Genomic DNA, 20941 nt, shown 5'->3' with positions numbered 1-20941 from the left:
CTTTCGCAAGAGGTCTATTAAATGTTATAATATTGATAAAAATACTCTGGTTTAAATTAAATTTATGTTTAATAAAGATATTCGAAAAATAGATGGTGATTTAACCTTTTTTAAATCGTACACTTTTTGTACTCTCGTTACTAAATTTGATGAATACATGGATATGGTTGAGAGTGCCAAAAAAGCAGGTTTTGATGGAGATGATATTGAATTTTTATATTTTGATAATAAAAATGAAAATAAATTTGATGGTTATAGTGGAATAAACCGTGCATTAAAAGAAGCGAAAGGTAGATATTTGATTTTTTGTCATCAAGATATTTTATTTAAACATGATAATAGAGCCATATTGGATCAAAGAATAAAAGAGTTAGAGGTATTAGATAGAGATTGGGCTGTTTTGGGTAATGCTGGCAAAACTAAATCAGGTAATACTAGTATCCGTATATCTGATCCTAATTTCCTTAACCTGCGAGAGGGAGTTTTTCCGAGGGAGGTAATGAGTCTGGATGAAAATTTTTTGATTATTAATAGAAAGCATAACTTATCTACAACTGAGCATCTGTTAAAAGGTTTTCATTTGTATGCAATTGATTTATGTCAAAATTCTGAAAATTTAGGTCTTAAGAATTATGTTATAGATTTTCACTTATTTCATAAGAGTCCTGGAAATGTAGATGAAAGCTATTTCACTGCACAAAAAAAATATATTGATATGCAATATAATAGAAAAAGACCTCAATTTTTTTGGGCAATGTGCTCAAATTTTTATGTTTCGAATAATTCATTAAAAAATATTTTTTTTAATTTTAAAAGAATAATTCGATTATCTAGATCTATTTTAAAAAAAATAGATAAAATGTAAAAATATTTAAGAAATAGGATTAATTGTGTATATTTATTATTTTTAAAATATAATTAATCCTGTCTTTATAAGTATGATTTTCTTTAACCTTATACATTAATAGTTTAGGGTTGATTTTTGAATTTTTGATTTTATTTTTTAATTCTATATGATCTGAAAAGTAAATAAGATCATTTCTTATGTCGAAGTTAAATTCTAGATCCTTAACATATTCACTGACTAATATACATCCACACGCCGGTGCTTCAAAGCATCGCATATTCATACCTTGCCTAATATTTTTTTTGTTAATCAGATTCAAAATATATTTATGTTTTCGGTAAAGATCTGCTACTTGAGTTAAAGGAATATTGTATGGATGTATAATGCTATCTGCTTTTTTGAGTTTATCCCAACCTTTACCATAAATTGTAAGCGGAAGAGGAATTTGTTCAATCAGTTCTTGTCTGTTAGGTGACCATGCACCAATAAATAATAAGCGTTCATCTTTCGACTCATTGCCTTCAAAAAAGATATTGGGATTATAGGCTAATGGCAAATACAGGCTATTTGTAATACCTATTTTTTTTGCATCCTCTATGAAGCTGGAGTCTGTAAAGCAAAATAAATCGATAATCTCTTTAGATTTAGCTAAGCGTTGATCAAAGAAGTCACCAATCCAATGCGCTTTTTTACATGGATATTTTGATAAAACCTTTAGTAAAGAGGGTGAGAAGTAAAATAAATCGACAATTAAAATTAAGTCTGGTTGAAATGAATATAACTTTTTCTCTAGTAATTTCGCTGTGTATACGTCTTTGTTGGGAATAATTTTTTTTAAAAAACGTTCTAGTGTATTGTTATGATTGAGAGCAAAGCCTGAAATTACATAGTCAGCGCTTTGATCATTTGAGTCCAATATATTTTCATACCATTGGAGAATGCCATTTCGTTTGCCAAGCACTAAAATCTTTAATTTTGCCATTATTATTTATCCAGATTCCTATTCAACACTATATAAACTATCCTATAAAATTACCAGTGCACCTAAAATACTCTTTAAGAAATAATAGACTAATAGGGTATTGGATTATAAAGATATTATTCGCAAGTATAGAGTACATAAATAACCACTGAGCGACTAAAAATTAGCATGGTTCTATGGTTGTGTATGGCAATATAGCATCGCTATTTATCTAGTGCCTGAGATGTATAAAGATTTTTATTCCCTTCAACATTTCTAAACCGCTTGTAAGACCAGACATATTGCTCAGGTGCAACATTAATCATACTTTCAAGGTTTTGATTCAGGCTATCAACTGAAAGTTGTAAATCTTTCGATAAAATCTGATCGGATAGTGGTGAGCAATACACATTAAAACCTGATGTTTCATCACGAATACAACTGAGGCCCACTATATTGCATTGGGTCTTACTGGCCAGTTTTGACACCAGCGTAGTAGATAAGGTCTTTTGTCCAAAAAATTCTGAATAAATACCTCCCGATGCTTTCGGAAGATGATCTGGTAAAATGACCGTTAATCCTCCTTGCTTCAGATGTTTAAAGATGGCACGCACGCCATTTTCATCGGTAGGGACAAGCGTGGCATTCAATCGCTGGCGCGCTTCTAGCATAAAGCGATCCACCGCTTTATGCTTATAGGGCTTGTACATGATCATCGGGGCGGCATGTAAATTTAGCCATGCATTTAAAAGCTCCCAACAGCCCAAATGTGCAACCACAACTATAACTCCTTTTTTATTGGCTGAGGCTTCTGTAAGATGCTGTTTTCCATAAATATTTTTGATCTTATTTAGGTGGTATTCAGGTGGCATACCCCAACATTTGATTGATTCTATATACGTCATGCATTGACTTTTTAAGCTTTTCTTGATGAGAGCTTGGTAGGCTGTTTCATCCAGTTCTGGATAAGCCAGCTTTAAATTGATGCCAGTAATTCGTTTGAGTGAGGAATTGAAGGAGCACAGCAGAATTGCAATGCAGGATGCCAGAAGCTGTAAAAAAGACAACGGAAATCGGGAAATGACTTTGAGGAAAAAATACATAATGGCGTAACTTTTTGAAAACTAAACTGGTTATAAGAAGAAAATTCTGCAAAGAGTTTTATTACAGCAAGGATGCTGCTGCCCCATGTCTAAATCACAGATCAGGAGTTAAATATTTTCAGCACAAAATAAAACAAGATAAAACCACTTAGGAATGTCACCAGTCAGTGGCAAAGAAGGGAGTTATTCGGCTTTGTCGGCATTGCCTTTTAAGACCATATAAATTAACCCCACAAAAATCACAAATGCACCGCCAATAGAACTTAAGCTAAAATATAAAATACGGTCATTGGTGTCTAAGGCAAACATGTTATTGGCCAGAATATAACGCATGAATAACCATTGAGCGACAGCAAATACAATTAGCATAATGCCACGATTACGAACTGCAGGACGCATAGCCATAGTAACGCTCAACTTAAAATTCAAAACGAAGCGCTATTATGCCACTAGCTTGGCTTTATCTCAATTCATAAAAAAACCCTGCAAATTTGCAGGGTTCTTCTCACATTCTCAAAACTTATTCTTGAGATTCTGCTTTTGGTTTTTCACGTAAACGAATACCCAAATCACGCAATTGAGTCGCCTCAACTGGTGCAGGTGCTTGAGTCAATGGACATTCAGCTGTCTTGGTTTTCGGGAAGGCAATGACATCACGAATAGACGATGCACCTGTCATCAACATCACCAAACGGTCTAAACCAAATGCTAAACCACCGTGCGGAGGCGCACCATAACGTAACGCATTTAGTAAGAAGCTGAATTTCTCTTCGGCTTCTTCTTCTTCAATACCTAAAGCTTCAAAAATCGCTTTTTGCATTTCTAAAGTATAAATACGCAGTGAGCCGCCACCAATTTCAGTACCGTTCAACACCATGTCGTACGCAACAGATAAAGCTTCACCTGGGTTGCTCTTCACATCTTCAACGCTTGATTTTGGCAAAGTGAATGGGTGATGCACAGAGGTCCATTTACCATCATCTGTTTCTTCAAACATTGGGAAATCAACGACCCAAAGCGGTGCCCATTCGCAGGTTGCAAGGTTCAAATCGTGACCGATTTTGACACGGAGTGCGCCCATTGCATCGTTTACCACTTTGGCTTTATCTGCACCAAAAAATACGATGTCGCCATTTTCAGCGCCTACACGTTTTAATAAATCAAGCACGATTGGCTCAATAAATTTCACGATTGGAGACTGTAAACCTTCGATGCCTTTTTCAAGCTCATTGACTTTAATATACGCCAAACCTTTCGCACCATAGATGCCAACATATTTAGTGTATTCATCAATTGCACTACGTGGCAATGAACCCGCGCCAGGAACGCGAAGCGCGACAATACGACCTTTTGGATCTTTCGCTGGACCAGCAAACACTTTGAACTCAACGTCTTGCATCAAGTCAGCAACATCTACCAATTTCAGTGGAATACGCAAGTCTGGCTTATCAGATGCATAATCTCGCATCGCTTCTGAATATGGCATACGTTGGAATTTGTCGAATTTCACGCCTAGAAGCTCATCGAACATCTTCACGGTCATGCCTTCCATCAAATCCATAATGTCATCGTCACTCATGAACGATGTTTCAATGTCGATTTGAGTAAATTCTGGCTGACGGTCTGCACGTAAATCTTCGTCACGGAAACATTTAGCGATTTGGTAATAACGGTCAATACCGCCCACCATCAACAATTGTTTAAATAGTTGTGGCGATTGTGGTAGAGCGTAGAAGCTACCGTTAGATACGCGGCTTGGCACTAAATAGTCACGTGCGCCTTCTGGGGTAGCACGTGTCAAAATTGGTGTTTCAACATCCAAGAAACCATGATCGTCTAAATAGTTACGAATCAGGTTGGTGACTTTAGAACGGAAACGTAAGCGATCTAACATTTCTGGACGACGGATGTCCAAGAAACGGTATTTCAAACGAATTTCTTCTGAAATGTTGGTATTTTCATCGTTTAATGGGAACGGAGGCGTTTCAGATGCTGCAAGAACTTCAATTTCCTTGCCTAAAACTTCAATTTGTCCACTGACCATATTGGCATTTTCTGTGCCTGCATAGCGACGACGTACACGACCTGTAATTTTTAATACAAATTCTGAACGTGCTTTATCTGCAGTTGCAAATGCTTCTGGAGTGTCTGGGTCGATCACGACTTGCACAAGACCATCACGGTCACGCATATCTAGGAAGATCACACCACCGTGGTCACGACGACGGTGTACCCAGCCACACAAGGTAACAGTTTGATCAATTTGAGCTTCGGTTAAAGAACCGCAATAATGAGTTCGCATCATAGCGTTAAAAATCCAACTATATGGGTTAAGGAAGCGAATACGTAAACAGCGCACCGCCTTTAGCAAAGGTAGGATTATGCCTCTTTGGGCATGTGGCTACAAGAACTTGCCGCAAAAACAGTGGGTTTTTAGCAGGAATCTGCTTGAAACAGAAGAATGTAGGCACGTGAAGGCAAAAGTAGGGCGATAGAGCGTTTATTCCATGCGTCCTTGAAAATCTAAAAACAAAAATATCAGGCAGCCAAAACTCAACATGAGTAACGCGCCTTGACTAAACTCATTGATGGCACGTCCTGTAAAATAATACAGTTCGGTTTGCCAAGTTGCATCGGGAATATAACGTGCATAATCCCAAAGCGAGAAACAGCCCAAAGCGACAGACAGTGTAATAAGACCAACTGCATAGCCCCGAACTTTGATGCTTACAGGTCTGATTTGCCGATGCTTCTTATAATAATGCAGGCTCATCCACAACAAAAAAGGCAGGGCTAAAATAGAGCTACCAATTTGTAAGATGCGGTGCATCGGATAAGTCTGGGTTCCCCATTCTACCGACTGTGCTAAAAAATCCTGAAAGGCAAAACTACGAAAGTCGTGATGGGTTAAACCATCCCAAATTAAATGCGTGGCATTGCCAATCAGTAAGGCGAGAATCATGCCGCCTATAAAGCCTAGTACAGATTTTATCGTGTTTAGATTTAAAGGGTGATACACACCCATAAAGCGATACAATGCAGGGCGATAGAGCAAATACCACAGCGCACAAAACACAAGACCCAATAATAAATTTGGATACAGCAATGCTGACCATAAATGTGGCGTTGGGTCTTGGCGTAGGGTAAACAAGCGATGTAAATCTGGCAACATACAGCCAATTGCAAGTGCAGCAATAGGTAGCCGTTGTCCTGAAAGCTTGGCGAGTGGTGGGGCAAGTACTGCATGAGATAAGGTAAAGGGCATACCAATAAAAAGAAGAATAAATATCAGCAGAATTGAAGGCGTAGCTTAACTGAAAATACGGAATGAGAATGTTTTTTATTGCAATGCTATTGAAATGTTATATTATAACAACAATTATTTTTTGCTACTTTGAGCATGGATCATGGCGTTCCACAAGAATTTAATAACAGTTTCAATTTTTGCAGTACTTAGTCCAGCAGCATTTGCCAATACAGATGCTACAAATACACAACTGGAAACGATTCAGCTACAAGCACATCCTTTGGTACAAACTGCGGCAGATTTCGCTGTAGCAGATCATGTGATTGATCAGAAAACGTTGGCAGAGCGCAGCACCACTATAGGTGATGCAATGTCAGATGAGCTAGGCGTATATTCCAATCAATATGGCTCAGGCTCTAGCCGCCCTGTGATTCGTGGGCAAGATGGCCCACGGGTTAAAGTGTTGCAACATGCTTCAGAAACGGCCGATGTTTCTACACTTTCACCCGACCATGCGGTAACGGTAGATCCAATTTTGGCCAAGCAAGTTGAAATTATTCGTGGGCCATCAACCTTACTTTATGGTGCAGGTACCGTAGGTGGTTTGGTCAATGTGACCGATCAAAAAATTCCAACGCAAATGCCAAATAATGGTTTAGAAGGACAAGTCGGTCTGCGTTATAACACAGGCAGTGATGAAAAACTGGCCAGCGCAGGTGTGACCGCAGCAATTGGTGACCAGTTTGCGCTGCGTGTAGAAGGTTCTAAGCGTAAGGCTAATGATTACATTACCCCAAACTATTGGGTAGAACATCATAATGATGAAGCAGGTCATGATGACCATGATCACGGACATAATGATCCAGGACATGATCATGATGATGAAGGCACACATTTAGATAAAGCACGTCGTGTAGAGAATACCTTTGCTGAAGGGCAAACGGTGAATATTGGTGGCTCATGGATTCATGATCGTGGTTTTGTGGGCATGTCATATAGTAATCGTCAGGATAAATATGGGTTGCCAGGGCATGGTTCTCATGGTGATGAAGATGGCGATCATACACACGAACATACCGCTGGCCCATGGGTGGATTTAGAATCACACCGTTATGATTTGCGTACCGAGCTTGATCAGCCTTTTGTAGGCTTTGATAAACTGCGTGCGCATGCCAGTTTTACTGACTATGAACATGATGAAATTGAAGGTCATGAGGTTGTTAGTAATTTTAAAAACAAAGGTTATGATGCACGTTTGGAATTGGTGCACAAACCCGTTGCAGGTTGGGAAGGTGTATTTGGTACACAATATAGTCAACAACAATTAGATATTGCTGCTGCCGCGCATGATCATGCTGAAGATGAACATGACGGACATGATCATGCCGTACTCATGCCAAATACGAAAACTGAAAAATATAGCTTATTTGGTTTAGAGCATAAACAATTTGGTGATGTACATGTTGAACTTGGTGCGCGAGTTGAACATCAAAAAATTGATGTCGATGCTGATCTAAAAGATTATTCCGATACTGGTGTGTCTGCGTCTGCTGCATCCAATTGGCAGTTTGCACCCAACTATAAATTGTCGCTTACAGGTTCACACCAGCAACGTTTACCTTTGGCACAAGAGTTATATGCGCAAGGTAAACACTACGCTACAAAAACCATTGAGCATGGTAATGTAAATCTGAGTCCAGAAAAATCGAATAATTTAGAGTTAGGTTTACACTATGAAGCCGACAAATTAGATTATTCGCTGCATGTTTACCATAACTGGTTTGACAACTATATTTATGGACAGGCTCAAGGGGCGAGAAATGAGGAAGGATTCTTAGAACTTGAATATACTCAAGACAAAGCCAAGTTTTATGGTACAGAAGCCAAGCTAGGTTATCAGATTAGTCCCGATTATAAACTCAGTGTGTTTGGTGATTATGTGCGTGGTGAAATTGACAATCAAAATGCACCACGTGTACCTGCAGGTCGTTTGGGAACTAAAGTAGATGCCAACTTTGCCGATGGCTGGTCGGGTATGGCGGAATACTATCGTGTATTCAAACAAGACAAGGTTGCTGCTTATGAGCAAGAAACAGCAGGCTATAATATGGTCAATGTCGGTGTGGCTTATGCGGGTAATTATGCCAATAAACAAGATTACCGTGTGTATTTTAAAGCCAACAACTTGCTCGATGATGAAGTGTATTCACATGCATCATTTTTGTCGAATATTCCACAATTGGGTCGTAACTTTACAGTTGGCGTGGAATTTGGCTTCTAAAATTCAATTTGCTTTGAGCAGGATGTCTGCGTGAAAACACAGAAATCCTCTTGAAAAACCAAACAATTAAACCTAGTCTGAGCGCATCGGACTAGGTTTTTTGTTATGCGTATCTTTCAGCGAATTCATCAAAAATTGAATTGGTCGCCTCGGGCGTATGTGGGACTTATTATAAGTTTTCTGGCTTTAGGTTATTTGTCCTCGGCTATTTACCACAGTCTTAAACCGTTACCAGATGGTCTGAATTACACCGGAAAATTACGTCATGCGCCTATTAAATTTATTGCCGATCAGACCTATATTGATGAGCAAGGTGTTCAGCAACAACAGCATCAAATTTTTAATGAAATTTTAGGGCTGATTGACGCAGCACAAAGCACCATTGTATTGGATATGTTCTTGTTTAATCCTGAAGTGGGAACATCTAAACAGCAGCATCAGCCACTGACACAGCAACTCACCGCTGCTTTAATTCATAAACGTCAGATGCAGCCAAATATTGAAATTAAGGTCATTACAGACCCAATTAACTCAGTATATGGCGGTATTGCACCTGAGCATTATCGTCAATTGCGTCAAGCAGGCATTGATGTGATTGAAACAGATTTAACCCCGCTGCGCGCATCGAATCCGCTGTGGTCGGGGTTTTGGTATCTCTGCTGTCAGGGCATTCCGAATAATGCCGAAAAGGGTTGGCTACCCAGTCCTTTTGGCAAAGATAAAATTACCCTGCGCAGTTATTTCAGCTTGTTTAATTTTAAAGCTAATCACCGTAAAACCATGGTAGTCGATACCGCTGAAGGCTGGAAAGCGTTGGTTACGTCGTTTAATCCTCATGATGGCAGTTCACGTCATTCCAACAGCGCTTTATTGGTGACGGGCAATACTGCAGTAGATGTGTTGAAAACAGAACAAGCCGTCGCGCGTATGTCGCAGGGCAATCTGTCTGGGGTGGTTGTGGGGGAATTTGAGGCAGACTCGTCTTATCCTCAAGTGCAAGTCATCACTGAACAAGCCATTCTAGAGGCCAGTTTGACACTGATTCGGCAGGCAAAAGCGCAAGAACATCTTGATTTGGCGATGTTCTATCTGTCTGAACGACAGATCATTCAGGCACTGATTGCTGCACAGCAACGTGGCGTACAGGTGCGAGTATTGCTGGACCCGAATAAAGATGCCTTCGGACGTGAAAAAAATGGCATTCCAAACCGACCTGTAGCAGCAGAATTGCATGCTGCAGGGGTGAAGATACGTTGGTGTAATACCCGAGGCGAGCAATGCCACAATAAAATGCTGATGAAATCGAATGCAACACAGGCCGAATTGATTTTAGGTTCCGCCAATTTCACGGCACGTAATTTAAAAAACTATAATTTAGAAACCAACTTGCGTGTGGTTGGACAGATGCAAGACCCCGTCTTTCAGGATGCTCAACACTATTTTAATACCGCATGGTCGAACCTTGAGGGTAAAAATATGAGTGTGGATTATGCTGTGTATGCCGATGAGTCGAAGTGGAAATATACGCTGTATCGCTTTATGGAGTGGAGTGGTTTATCGACATTCTGACTTTAAGTTTTTGGTCAGATGTAATATTTCTAGCAAAATCCCTCTTGTTTCAAGAGGGATTTTTAGAAAATGACAATGAAGCTCTAAAAATTATTTTTTAGGATTTGGCGGCACCATTTCATCCAAATCTTTATCACTCAGCTGATCTAACTCAGCAATATCGGTTTTGATTTTCCATTGTGTTTCATCATCTACAGGATTGGGTAAACGCGCTTCTAACCAGTCACAGACCACATCTGGGCTAAATTCTGGATGGTTACATTGAATCACCCACGATAAAAAATCTTTGGCTTCACCATTCATATATGGCGGTGGAGATACAGGCAAGAATTGGGTCGGTAAACGCTCATCTCTAGAAATATAATTCAGGACATGCCCCAATTCTTGTACGGTTTGCCATGCCAGTGGGTGTTCTACATCTATTTGAAATTTAAACCACCATGCATGCTGACCGTCTGAACCATAAGAATCCACACGGGCTTGCTGCACACTTGGAACTTTACAGAAAAACTGATGAAGGCGGTCAAAATTTAATTCAGGCACGAGGTTTCATCCAATTTCAAAAAAAATGTATCTTAGCATAATGTGAAAATGAAACAGGTATGCTGCAGCTTTGTTTCTGTAAGAGCGGAGTTGGAATGAATAAAATTGCTGTTTTTTTATTCATTGTTTATCCTTAATTTGAGGTTAAAATTAAATGATAACCAGAGGAGTGTTGGATATGAAAGTAGCAATTTTAACTGCATTAAGTGGCATGCTACTTATGGGTGCTACGCTGCCAGCATTTGCAGAAACGAATCGTTGGGCAGGCTATACAGGTGTCGATACTCAGCGTTATCAGCATCATCCTGCATATCCACAACATCGACCATATTATTCACAGCATCCTCAACCGCAGTACTATCCACGACATTACCCGCAGCATCACCCACGTCCTGCACCGCAGTGGGGGCAGCCAACTATTCGGAGTGGTATTAATATTCAATACAATGCACCAAGCACGGTGCAATATAACCACCAAAGCTATAGTTGGGTGAATGGTGAACCGAGCACTGCTCATATTGAAAGTTCGACCTATCGTGTAGTGACCGACTGGCAGCACTTGGGTTTACCCGCTCCGCCACGAGGCATGTATTGGGTTTTTGAACATGGGCGTTATGTATTGGTGGCAAATCGTTAGATCATCTTAAATGTTCAAGTGATAAAGAAAAGTATTTTAGCCAAATGCATCATTAGGTGAATCTTCAAAAATCAGCGCGTCATGGTTTATCCTGACGCGCTTTTTTATAGCAGAAGTTTGAGTGGCTTTGAGTGAATTAAGCAATTTTAGTTTAGGCCAACTCATCATCTTCTGGGCGTGGCGTCTTGCCCGGTGGCAATGGTTTTTCACTGTGTTTATCTCGAATGACCGATGGATAATTCCACGATGCAAAACGCACTACCAGAATTGCAAAGGCCAGAATTAGAATTGAACCCGTAATAATCACCAAGTCCATATCCGCCTTATGATCATGTTGAATATCGGAAATGAGCAGTCGGGTTAGGGCGGTAATGGCAATATAAATCAGAAAGCGTACTGGCATGTGATTGGTTTTAAAGTAAATTCCAACCATGGCACCAAGTTCTAAATAAATGAATAGCAATAAAATATCATCAATCGTGGCATATTGTTTAACGGTCAGAATGTCGATTACGGTATGACCAGCTGACCAGATCACCATACAGCCAATGATGAACAGGGCAATATAGTGAAAACTTTCAACGGCCAGGTTGCCAAGTCGGTCGAGGAGGGTTTCTATTTTTTCTACTTTGGAATGTTGTGCTTTCATTTGCTCCTCCTGATGATGTTGATGAATGATAAAACTCATGCAAAAACTGTGCACAATTACAGGAAAAGCTGCGTAAACATAGTAAAAATAAGAGGTATAAAAAACGCCTGACAATGCAGGCGTTTTTTAGAGGTAATCGAGTTAAGCTTGATTAGTGAAGTAATCTTCGCTGAAGTCCATAATCACTTCTGCACCCGCTTTTACTTTGGTAATGCGTAATGCAAGTTCTGGTAAAACACGTTGTACAAAGTAGAGTGCCAATGACAATTTGTTTTGATAGAACTCGCCATCTTTTTGCTTAGCGGCATTCGCAATGCGCGCAAACATATATGAGAAGCTGAGCAAACCTACCGCATGTAAATAATCTACCGCTGCTGCATTCGGGAAATCTACATTTTCTTTGGCTGCATTTAAAACGTATTGGGTCACAGATTCGACTTCGGTCGCTGCATCCAAAGTTGCATCTTTAATGAAGTTCAGGTCTGCATCTAAACCATTGGCAAAATCACGGATTTCTGCAATGTATTCTGCAATAAATTCACCATTGCATTTAATGGTTTTACGACCAATCAAGTCTTGTGATTGTACGCCGTTGGTGCCTTCATAGATTTGCGCAATACGTAAGTCACGTACACATTGTTCCATGCCCCATTCACGAATATAACCGTGACCACCAAATACCATTTGCGCATCTAAAGTGGCTTGGAATGCAGTATCTGTGAGGTAAGCTTTTGCAATTGGTGTTAATAACGCTACACGGTCATTGGCTTTTTTCACAGCTTCTGCATCGGTAGAGAATTTAGTGATATCCAGTTGCTGACCCACGTAAACTGCAAATGCACGAGATGCTTCATTATTGGCACGGGCATTGAGCAACATGCGACGAACATCACCATGTACCAAAATACTATCCGCAGGTTTGCTTGGAGATTTAACACCAGAAGCACTACGACCTTGTAAACGATCAGTCGCATATTGAGCCGCATTTTGGTAAGCAAATTCAGAAGCACCAAGACCTTGGATACCCATTGATAAACGTTCATAGTTCATCATCACGAACATGGCTGCAAGACCTTCATTTTCTTTACCGACCAAGAAACCCTTCGCACCGTCAAAGTTCATCACACAAGTCGCAGAGGCTTTAATGCCCATTTTGTGTTCGATTGAGCCTGGACCTACTGGGTTGCGCTCACCCAATGAACCATCTTCATTCACCAAGAATTTTGGCACGATGAATAAAGAAATACCGCGTGAACCTGCAGGAGCGTCTGGTGTTTTCGCTAAAACTAAGTGAATGATGTTTTCTGCGAGGTCGTGATCACCACCTGTAATAAAGATTTTAGTCCCTGTGATGTTGTACGTACCGTCTGCGTTTGGTTCTGCTTTGGTTTTAATAATCCCAAGGTCTGTTCCTGCATGTGGTTCAGTCAAACACATGGTACCTGACCACTCACCTGAGTAAATTTTAGGTAAATAGGTTTCTTTCTGTTCTTGTGATGCATAACTGCTTAACGCCATGCCTGCACCGACAGATAGCAGTGGATACAACATGAAGGATGGGTTGGTGGCAAACAGCATTTCATCTGACAATACTGTCAGCATTTTTGGCATGCCTTGACCACCCCATTCTTCATCTGCGCCTAAACCAATCCAGCCGCCTTCGGCATATTGTTTAAATGCTTCTTTAAATCCAGCAGGTGTGGTGACTTCGCCATTGTTATAGGTCGCGCCTTCTTCATCACCGCTACGGTTAATCGGCAACGTCACATTTTGGGCAAATTTTGCCATTTCTTCCAAAATTGCTTCAGCCGTTGCAGCATCAAGGTGAGCGAGGTTTTCATTGTTTTGCCAGAATTGTTCTGCATTGAATACATCATTTAAGATGAATTTCATATCGGCAAGTGGGGCATTATAAATTGGCATGTGAGTTCACCTGTTTATTGTTTGAATCTTGATTCGTTGAGTTCAGTGTAATCTACAATTGTGAATGTTGTAGGCGACTAAAGCGAAAGAATGCTTTATTTATAAAGAAAAAGGACTGTCAATGCTATGACCGTCCTTTCTCAATTTCTGTACTCAAGAGTACAACATTTTGAATATCCCGCTAAATATGTTCAATATTTAGCGAGTTTCAATTTTCGCTTAGAAAGCAAAGTGTTCAGCATCTAATGCAAATAGTGGCTCTACACCTGTTGCAATCACGTCTACGTGTGAGCGAACACGTGGCAAGATTTTCTTGAAGTAGAAACGTGCAGTCGTCACTTTAGCATTGTAGAAGTCTACATCGGTGGTGCCTGCTGCAAGTGCTTCTTGAGCGACCAATGCCATGCGTGCCCATAGGTAAGCTAGTGTTACATAACCAGAGAAGTACATGTAGTCTACTGCTGCAGCACCTACTTCCTCAGGGTTTTGCATTGCACGCATACCAATTTGCATGGTCAAATCGCCCCATTCTTTATTGAGCGCTGCGAGCGGTTCAACAAATTCTTGCATTGCTGCGTTGTCTTTGTTGGCTTCTGCAAATTTATGGATGATTTTGGTGAAGTCTTTCAACATTGCACCTTGTGTACCCAAAACTTTACGACCTAACAAATCGATTGCTTGAATTTCAGTTGTACCTTCGTACAAGCATGAAATACGTGTATCACGCACAATTTGTTCCATGCCATGCTCAGAAATGAAGCCATGACCGCCGAAGACTTGCACACCATGTTTTGCAGATTCAGAACCTGTTTCAGTTAAGAATGCTTTTGCAATAGGCGTCAATAAAGACAAGATATTGTCAGAGAATTTACGTTCTTCTTCAGTTGCACCTTGTTCAACGATATCTGCGTGTAGAGACAACAGGTACACTAGTGCGCGACCACCTTCAGCAAACGCTTTTTGAGTCAATAGCATATTGCGTACAGCAGGATGCACAATAATTGGATCTGCTTCTTTTTCAGGAGCTTTCGGACCAGAAAGTGAACGCATTGCCAAACGGTCTTTAGCATAAGCCAATGCACCTTGGAATGAACCTTCAGATGCAGACAAACCTTGAATTGCAGTACCAATACGTGCAGTGTTCATGAACGTAAACATGCAGTTTAGACCACGGTTTTCAGGGCCAATTAGGAAGCCTTTCGCGTTATCAAAGTTGATCACACAAGTCGCGTTACCATGAATCCCCATTTTATGTTCGATTGAACCACAACGTACACCATTACGCTCCCCTAAAGAACCATCTGCATTCAGGTTGAACTTAGGAACGATGAACAGAGAAATACCTTTAGTTCCTTTAGGTGCACCAGGTAAACGTGCCAATACGATGTGCACGATATTTTCTGCCATGTCATGTTCACCAGCAGAGATAAAGATTTTCTCGCCCGAGATTGCATAGCTTCCGTCGGGCTGAGGTTCAGCTTTAGTACGGATAATACCTAAGTCAGAACCTGCATGAGATTCGGTTAAACACATGGTACCTGTCCACTCACCTGAAACAAGCTTTGGCAGATAGGTTGCTTTTTGTTCGTCTGAACCGTGGTGTTCTAAAGTACGTACAGCACCATGAGAAAGACCTGGGTACATGCCCCATGCCCAGTTTGCTGTACCTACCATTTCTGAAATCACGTTTCCTAGAGAAACAGGTAGACCTTGACCGCCGTATTGTTCTTCAGCTGAAAGCGATGGGAAACCGAGTTCGATATATTTTTGATACGCTTCTTTAAAGCCCGTTGGTGTTGTCACCACGCCATCATTCCAAGTACATCCTTCACGGTCACCTACTTGGTTTAACGGAGATAATTCGTTTTCACAGAAATCAGCTGCTGCTTCCAAATATTGGTCAACCAATTCACGGCTTACGTTTTCTTGGAATGCAGGTAATTTTGCATAGTGTTCTTCAGCATTTAATAATTCATGCAAAACGAATTGCATATCACGTAAAGGCGCTTTGTATTGTGGCATATCGGTTTCCTCAATACTGGTTTGACCAGCGTTATATTTTAAATGGATTTCAAAGCATGCCTTCTCAGACATGACCTGTTGGAATGGTTGTAATCGTGCAACATCTTCTAATTCGGTACAAGCATCTGAATAGCATTTCTTAGTGACTGCAAAGTCAAAGATTTTTACCTTGAAATGGCTAAGTTGTTTGAGTGTAAATAGTTTTGCTGAATTTGAAATGATACAAATAGTCAAAACCGTAAAGAGATATGTCCAATAAAAAAGGCGCCATTTGCGCCTTTTTTATCTATTTATGCTTTTTAGAGTGGCTTAAGCAGCCTTATCTGGTGCTGAAACAGGTGCTTTAGGCTGGAAGTGAACGATACATTTACCATCCATCGTCTGCGTACCCACTTTTATTTGAACGGCTTTACCATCGGTTTGACCTTGGCAGGCTTTGGTCGCAGCTTGTTGACGCGCTTGACGTTCAGCTAAACGTTGATCGTATTTCTGGGTTAACTCAGCACGTTTCGCATCGGTTAGTGGTTCGCCACGCTGCATATGCATGCCACGGAATTCACCACGATCGGCTTGATCACCACGCATTGGGCGATGTTCACCACGTTTCATTTCATCACGGTTCGGTTTAAATGAAATCGCACATGTGCCTTCTAGTGTTTGCCCACCTGCTTTAATTTGGACTGCTGAACCCACCGCTTTGCCATCGCAGGCTTTTTTAATGTCTTGCATGACCTGTTTGCGTTCAGTACGCATTTTTTCAAACTGTTTGCGTTGTTCAGCTGTCATGTGACGGTCTTTTTGATAATGATCATGCATATGTTGTGACTGCTTCGTATCTTTTGGTGCTTGGGTAGATTGACAGGCAGTCAGCGCACCTACAGATAAAACGCTGGCAGTGGCTAAAGCAATTTTTGTCATCTTATTCATTTTAAACTCCCCCCATACAAGAGCATGTGATTTTGGATGATTAAAGATTAAATAATAAAGATGTAGAAACAATGGAGAGTTTTTTCTAGCACTGTTGGTTACAATGCTCAAAATCGACAAAAAAAGCTGAGATTGCGCTTTTGAAAATTCGCCGTATACCCATCGCATTACGCCTGTTCTTAACAGTGCTACTGACGACCTTGCTAATCACCACGGTTAGTTTGGGGGTATTGCATGTCAATATGCAGCGTAACTTCAGTAAATACGTGGCCGACGTAGAAATGCAAAAGCTGGACTTGCTCACTCAAAACTTGGCAGAAGTGTATGCGGTGTACCATGACTGGGGCAATGCCATTCAGGCGCAAATTCTCCAAATTGAAGGTGAAGCTGCGCCTGATGATTATGACCGTTTATCTCGGTGGTGGTTACGTCGTCAGTATGACATTGCTTTGCAGCAGCGCTATTTTCAGGAACACACCCTGGCCAATGTAAACTCAAGTGTAGTCGAGCCTGAGCCAGGCAAACGACAAGCCAATGCGGAAGAACTTCGCTGGTTAGAGCTGAATTTACCTTCACAATTTCAGCCATTTGAAGGTTTAGTGTTTCCTTTGAGTGCCAATCAGAATGCTTTCCGTCCTGATCGTAAAAATGAAGGACACCAAAACACGACAGAATCATCTGGAAAAAAACAATTTATTTCGATGCCTGACCGTTTAGGCTTGAGTTCACGCTTATCTTTATATGATGCCCAGCGGCAATTTGTAGTGGGAGAGCCTGCTGAAACTCAAATTTCCTATCGTCCAATTATGGTCGGTGAAAAAATCGTGGGTTATCTGGGCTTAAAACCTGTGTTAGATCAGGAAGATGCTTTAAGTATTAACTTTTTTAGTAAACAAACTCGCTATTTATTATTGGTTTATGTTTTAAGTATTTTGGCGAGCTTGGTTGCTGCGTTGTTATTGGCGACCTATTTTAAAAAGCCAATTCAGCGCTTATTAAATGGTACACGTGAATTAACCAAAGGCAATTATCAGCATCAGGTCAAGGTCAATCGTAATGATGAGTTGGGTGATTTATCTACCGAATTGAATCATTTGGCGGTGATTTTAGATCAACATGAAACTTCACGTCGTCAGTGGGTGGCAGATACTTCACATGAATTAAAAACTCCATTGGCGGTGTTGCAGGCGCAAATTGAAGCCATGCAAGATGGTATCCGCAAAGCCACACCAGACCATTTGGCTGCGATGATGCATCAGGTCAATAGTCTGAAAAAACTCACACAGGATTTATCGGACTTGGCGCAAGCCGAAGCCATGCAGCTGAAATGCTATTTCTCGAGCATTGATCCATGGCAAGTGATTGAGCAGGAAATCGAAAGCTTTAAGCCGAAATTTGAACAGGCACAGTTGGACTTGATCGTGTCGGGTGAAGGCACGCAATTACAATTGGATATAGACCGCTTTAAACAAATTATGCTCAACTTGCTCAGTAATAGTATTCGCTATACCGAAGCAGGTGGGCAGGTGCATATTCACACCAGTCAAAACCCAACCGAATGGACGGTGTATGTAGATGACAGCCCGTTTGGCTTAAATGATGAACAATTGGCACGTTTGGGTGAGCGTTTTTATCGTGCCGATGATTCGCGTACACGTGCCACAGGCGGGACAGGTTTAGGTCTGGCTTTATCGGTCAAAATTGCCAAAGCATTGGGCGGAGAGCTAAGTTTTGCTCATTCACCGTTGGGTGGTTTACGCTGCAAATTAAGTTTTCCAAAAATTAAATCTTAATGGACTTTAAGGAATCGTGCATGAAACATATCTTGCTGGTTGAAGATGAAATTGAACTTGCCCAATTGGTGCGAGATTATTTAGAAGCTGCTGGTTTTGAAGTCAGTATGTTTCATGATGGGCAAGAAGCCTATGACAGCTTTTTGCAGCGTAAACCGAGCCTGATGATTTTGGATTTGATGGTACCGCGTATGGATGGTTTGACCATTTGCCGCAAAGTGCGTGAACAGTCCGATGTGCCTATTATTATGGTCACGGCACGAACAGAAGAAATTGATCGGGTGCTGGGTCTAAACATGGGCGCAGATGATTATGTATGTAAGCCTTTTAGCCCGAAAGAGCTGGTCGCGCGTGTACAGGCAGTGTTGCGCCGTTTAGAACGTAAGGCTGAGCCCGAAGATCCGTCTTTGTTCCGTATGGATAAAGCGCAGCAGCGTATTTGGTATCAGCAAAAAACCTTGAATTTGACCCCAACCGAATTCCGTTTATTGGAATTGTTTTTAGAGCATGTTGGGCAGGTGTATTCACGTGCGCAATTGTTAGATCATATTAACCCTGACAGTTTTGAAGTGGCAGATCGGGTGATCGATAGCCACATTAAAAACTTGCGCCGTAAAATTTCTGACGCTGCCGAAACAGGTAATCGACATGAGTGGATTCAGGCTGTGTATGGTGTAGGTTATCGTTTTGAATATCCTGATGAGTAGAAAAAATTAATCTAGTCCATCTTTAATACAGAGAGATGGGCTAGATAAAATATTTGTCATTTCACATCGCAGCTAAATTTTGTAGTTTGTACAATCAATTGCTTAGCAGGACAATGGCTTTGTTGCATAAATATTTTGCAAGATACTAATTTTTAAAGGTTTCTTTAGGTTTTAATAAAATCATAGTGTTAGGCATTTGTGCAACAAGGCTATTAAGATGAGCAACTCACCATCACTTCTGGCACATCACTTGGTAAAGGTGCTAAATCTTCAGGTTTTTCCAATGCTGTTTGCTGAATATAGGGTTGGCTGAGCAAGTTAAATAAACGCTCAACTTCTGAAAAATCATCACGCTCTGCTTGCTCAATCGCCTTTTGTGCCATGTGATTGCGCAAAATATACTGAGGGTTGACTTGCTGCATAGCAATATCTAAGGCATCGGTATCCTGATGTTCACGAATTTGTAAATACTGCGCCAAAAAGCTTTCCCACTGACGACGATCCAAACAATCATCCAATATTTCTGTGTATTGTTTATTTTGTAGACGGATAAAACTTTGGGTGTAATCCAGTTGCTCACTTTGCAAAATACGTAAGAAGTTGGTTGCGCAGTCAAAACTGTCTTTATGGAAGCTTGGCAGTCCCATTTTTTCACATAAACCGAGTTTATAATGCTCCAAAAAAGTGGGTTCAAAATGTTCTAAGCATGCTGCCAGTGCTTGTTTCCAGTGTTCTTTCTGATCTGGGTTTTGCTCAAGTGGAATTAAATTATTTAACCAGACCCATAAATTCCAGTGTGCTACGCTGGGTTGTTGTTGGTAGGTATAACGTCCTTGATAGTCCGAATGATTGTTGATCCAGTTGGGACGAAAACGCTCCATAAAGCCATAAGGACCGAAATCGAGTGTTGAACCTGTGATATTTAAATTGTCGGTGTTCATCACGCCATGCGCAAAACCGACCAGTTGCCACTTTGCAATCATGACAGCGGTACGTTGAATGACTTTCGTAGCAAAGGCGAGTACAGGCTGTTCGGCTGCCAAGCATTCTGGATAGTGCCACTCAATACATTTTTGCACAAATTCAGGCAGTAGTTCAGGTTGATACTGATTGATCCATTCGAAATGACCTAAACGAATATGACAGTCAGAGGTGCGTAATAACATGGCGCCCAGTTCTAGTTTTTCACGTTGTACGCCTTGTGTAGATGAAGTGAATCCCACCGCATTGCTTGAAGGGACACCCAGTGCATTTAAAGCATGCCCTGCCAAATATTCACGAATCACGGAACGTAATACTGCACGTCCATCGCCCATACGAGAATAAGGTGTTGCCCCCGCACCTTTTAAATGCAGGTCAATGGTACGTTGTTGTGTGTCCAAAACTTGCGCAATGAGTAAACCGCGTCCATCTCCCAATTGACCTGCCCACTGTCCAAATTGATGTCCTGCATAGACCATCGCCAAAGCAGGAAATTCTTGAAAAGTGTTTTGTCCACTGCAAATTTCAATCCAGTGCTGTTGTTCTTCGGCTGTCCATTGCAGTTCTTTTGCCAATGCAGCATTAAAGTGTCCTGCTTTTGCACCTTTTAAAGGTAAAGGCTGCTGCATGTGATAAAGACGGGCGGGTAGAGTCGGATAACGTGGATTAAATTGCATAGTGAGAGAGCTTTGGTACAAAGTGAGTTTCACTATAGCAAACTTAGGCTTTAAAACTGTAGTCTAAAAATGCA

General features: G+C 40.9%; 17 protein-coding genes. 6 read left to right on the top strand and 11 right to left on the bottom strand.

The features are described 5' to 3' along the window. Positions 1–157 precede the first annotated feature (157 nt). Positions 158–865, top strand: coding sequence for a glycosyltransferase (locus B2W49_RS01090; protein WP_291333765.1), 708 nt, complete (start codon positions 158–160; stop codon positions 863–865). A 19-nt stretch (positions 866–884) separates the two neighbouring features. Here B2W49_RS01090 and B2W49_RS01085 read toward each other — a convergent pair whose 3' ends face one another. From B2W49_RS01085 to B2W49_RS01065, 5 genes are all read right to left on the bottom strand, one after another. Then, positions 885–1829, bottom strand: coding sequence for a CgeB family protein (locus B2W49_RS01085; protein ID WP_291333764.1), 945 nt, complete (start codon positions 1827–1829; stop codon positions 885–887). Between the two features lie 203 nt (positions 1830–2032). Further along, positions 2033–2911 (bottom strand): lysophospholipid acyltransferase family protein, encoded by an 879-nt coding sequence (locus tag B2W49_RS01080; protein ID WP_291333762.1) that lies wholly within the window; start codon positions 2909–2911, stop codon positions 2033–2035. A 183-nt stretch (positions 2912–3094) separates the two neighbouring features. Next, entirely contained in the window at positions 3095–3316 is a 222-nt protein-coding gene (locus B2W49_RS01075) for a hypothetical protein (RefSeq protein ID WP_291333760.1), read from the bottom strand. 115 nt (positions 3317–3431) lie between these two features. Continuing rightward, positions 3432–5216: an aspartate--tRNA ligase gene (gene aspS / locus B2W49_RS01070; RefSeq protein ID WP_168418556.1), complete on the bottom strand. Its 1785-nt coding sequence runs from the start codon at positions 5214–5216 to the stop codon at positions 3432–3434. A gap of 195 nt (positions 5217–5411) precedes the next feature. Further along, positions 5412–6176 carry a DUF4184 family protein gene (locus B2W49_RS01065; protein ID WP_291333758.1) on the bottom strand — a complete coding sequence of 255 codons (765 nt, stop codon included), beginning with the start codon at positions 6174–6176 and terminating at the stop codon, positions 5412–5414. A gap of 142 nt (positions 6177–6318) precedes the next feature. Between B2W49_RS01065 and znuD the strand changes: the two genes are divergently transcribed. After that, positions 6319–8439, top strand: a complete 2121-nt coding sequence (gene znuD / locus B2W49_RS01060; protein WP_291333756.1) for a zinc piracy TonB-dependent receptor ZnuD — start codon at positions 6319–6321, stop codon at positions 8437–8439. 105 nt (positions 8440–8544) lie between these two features. After that, positions 8545–10008 carry a phospholipase D family protein gene (locus tag B2W49_RS01055; protein ID WP_291333755.1) on the top strand — a complete coding sequence of 488 codons (1464 nt, stop codon included), beginning with the start codon at positions 8545–8547 and terminating at the stop codon, positions 10006–10008. Positions 10009–10098: 90 nt separating this feature from the next. Here B2W49_RS01055 and B2W49_RS01050 read toward each other — a convergent pair whose 3' ends face one another. Continuing rightward, positions 10099–10551, bottom strand: coding sequence for a hypothetical protein (locus B2W49_RS01050; protein WP_291333753.1), 453 nt, complete (start codon positions 10549–10551; stop codon positions 10099–10101). Positions 10552–10729: 178 nt separating this feature from the next. On the opposite strand from B2W49_RS01050, the gene B2W49_RS01045 reads away from it, so the two are divergent. Further along, on the top strand, positions 10730–11188 hold the full coding sequence (locus B2W49_RS01045) for an RcnB family protein (RefSeq protein WP_291333751.1): 459 nt from the start codon (positions 10730–10732) through the stop codon (positions 11186–11188). Positions 11189–11339: 151 nt separating this feature from the next. Here the strand turns inward: B2W49_RS01045 and B2W49_RS01040 are convergent, their stop codons facing one another. The 4 genes from B2W49_RS01040 to B2W49_RS01025 all read right to left on the bottom strand — a co-directional run bounded on the left by B2W49_RS01040 (position 11340) and on the right by B2W49_RS01025 (position 16709). Continuing rightward, positions 11340–11837, bottom strand: a complete 498-nt coding sequence (locus B2W49_RS01040) for a phosphate-starvation-inducible protein PsiE (protein WP_291333749.1) — start codon at positions 11835–11837, stop codon at positions 11340–11342. A 141-nt stretch (positions 11838–11978) separates the two neighbouring features. Then, positions 11979–13760 carry an acyl-CoA dehydrogenase C-terminal domain-containing protein gene (locus tag B2W49_RS01035; RefSeq protein ID WP_291333746.1) on the bottom strand — a complete coding sequence of 594 codons (1782 nt, stop codon included), beginning with the start codon at positions 13758–13760 and terminating at the stop codon, positions 11979–11981. Between the two features lie 219 nt (positions 13761–13979). Then, positions 13980–15782, bottom strand: a complete 1803-nt coding sequence (locus B2W49_RS01030) for an acyl-CoA dehydrogenase C-terminal domain-containing protein (RefSeq protein ID WP_291333768.1) — start codon at positions 15780–15782, stop codon at positions 13980–13982. Positions 15783–16091: 309 nt separating this feature from the next. Then, on the bottom strand, positions 16092–16709 hold the full coding sequence (locus B2W49_RS01025; RefSeq protein ID WP_291333744.1) for a hypothetical protein: 618 nt from the start codon (positions 16707–16709) through the stop codon (positions 16092–16094). A 140-nt stretch (positions 16710–16849) separates the two neighbouring features. Between B2W49_RS01025 and baeS the strand changes: the two genes are divergently transcribed. Continuing rightward, the gene (gene baeS / locus B2W49_RS01020) at positions 16850–18502 is read left to right on the top strand and encodes a sensor histidine kinase efflux regulator BaeS (RefSeq protein WP_291333742.1); all 1653 of its coding nucleotides are present in this window, start codon (positions 16850–16852) and stop codon (positions 18500–18502) included. 20 nt (positions 18503–18522) lie between these two features. Then, complete coding sequence (locus B2W49_RS01015; RefSeq protein ID WP_291333740.1) at positions 18523–19209, top strand: response regulator; 687 nt, start codon at positions 18523–18525, stop codon at positions 19207–19209. A gap of 212 nt (positions 19210–19421) precedes the next feature. On the opposite strand, the gene B2W49_RS01010 is transcribed toward B2W49_RS01015, so the two are convergent. Next, the gene (locus tag B2W49_RS01010) at positions 19422–20867 is read right to left on the bottom strand and encodes a protein adenylyltransferase SelO (RefSeq protein ID WP_291333738.1); all 1446 of its coding nucleotides are present in this window, start codon (positions 20865–20867) and stop codon (positions 19422–19424) included. Positions 20868–20941 lie beyond the last annotated feature (74 nt).

The sequence above is a fragment of the Acinetobacter sp. UBA801 genome, from assembly GCA_002296655.1.
Lineage (GTDB): Bacteria > Pseudomonadota > Gammaproteobacteria > Pseudomonadales > Moraxellaceae > Acinetobacter.
Note: the sequence above shows the minus strand (reverse complement) of the source record. Positions and strands in the feature narration are given on the sequence as shown.

Bases quoted from the DNA above. Each gene is read 5' to 3' on its own strand.
- B2W49_RS01090 (WP_291333765.1), top strand. From the start codon at position 158: ATGGATATGGTTGAGAGTGCCAAAAAAGCAGGTTTTGATGGAGATGAT.
- B2W49_RS01085 (WP_291333764.1), bottom strand. From the start codon at position 1,829: ATGGCAAAATTAAAGATTTTAGTGCTTGGCAAACGAAATGGCATTCTC.
- B2W49_RS01080 (WP_291333762.1), bottom strand. From the start codon at position 2,911: ATGTATTTTTTCCTCAAAGTCATTTCCCGATTTCCGTTGTCTTTTTTA.
- B2W49_RS01075 (WP_291333760.1), bottom strand. From the start codon at position 3,316: ATGGCTATGCGTCCTGCAGTTCGTAATCGTGGCATTATGCTAATTGTA.
- aspS (WP_168418556.1), bottom strand. From the start codon at position 5,216: ATGATGCGAACTCATTATTGCGGTTCTTTAACCGAAGCTCAAATTGAT.
- B2W49_RS01065 (WP_291333758.1), bottom strand. From the start codon at position 6,176: ATGCCCTTTACCTTATCTCATGCAGTACTTGCCCCACCACTCGCCAAG.
- znuD (WP_291333756.1), top strand. From the start codon at position 6,319: ATGGCGTTCCACAAGAATTTAATAACAGTTTCAATTTTTGCAGTACTT.
- B2W49_RS01055 (WP_291333755.1), top strand. From the start codon at position 8,545: ATGCGTATCTTTCAGCGAATTCATCAAAAATTGAATTGGTCGCCTCGG.
- B2W49_RS01045 (WP_291333751.1), top strand. From the start codon at position 10,730: ATGAAAGTAGCAATTTTAACTGCATTAAGTGGCATGCTACTTATGGGT.
- B2W49_RS01040 (WP_291333749.1), bottom strand. From the start codon at position 11,837: ATGAAAGCACAACATTCCAAAGTAGAAAAAATAGAAACCCTCCTCGAC.
- B2W49_RS01035 (WP_291333746.1), bottom strand. From the start codon at position 13,760: ATGCCAATTTATAATGCCCCACTTGCCGATATGAAATTCATCTTAAAT.
- B2W49_RS01030 (WP_291333768.1), bottom strand. From the start codon at position 15,782: ATGCCACAATACAAAGCGCCTTTACGTGATATGCAATTCGTTTTGCAT.
- B2W49_RS01025 (WP_291333744.1), bottom strand. From the start codon at position 16,709: ATGAATAAGATGACAAAAATTGCTTTAGCCACTGCCAGCGTTTTATCT.
- B2W49_RS01015 (WP_291333740.1), top strand. From the start codon at position 18,523: ATGAAACATATCTTGCTGGTTGAAGATGAAATTGAACTTGCCCAATTG.
- B2W49_RS01010 (WP_291333738.1), bottom strand. From the start codon at position 20,867: ATGCAATTTAATCCACGTTATCCGACTCTACCCGCCCGTCTTTATCAC.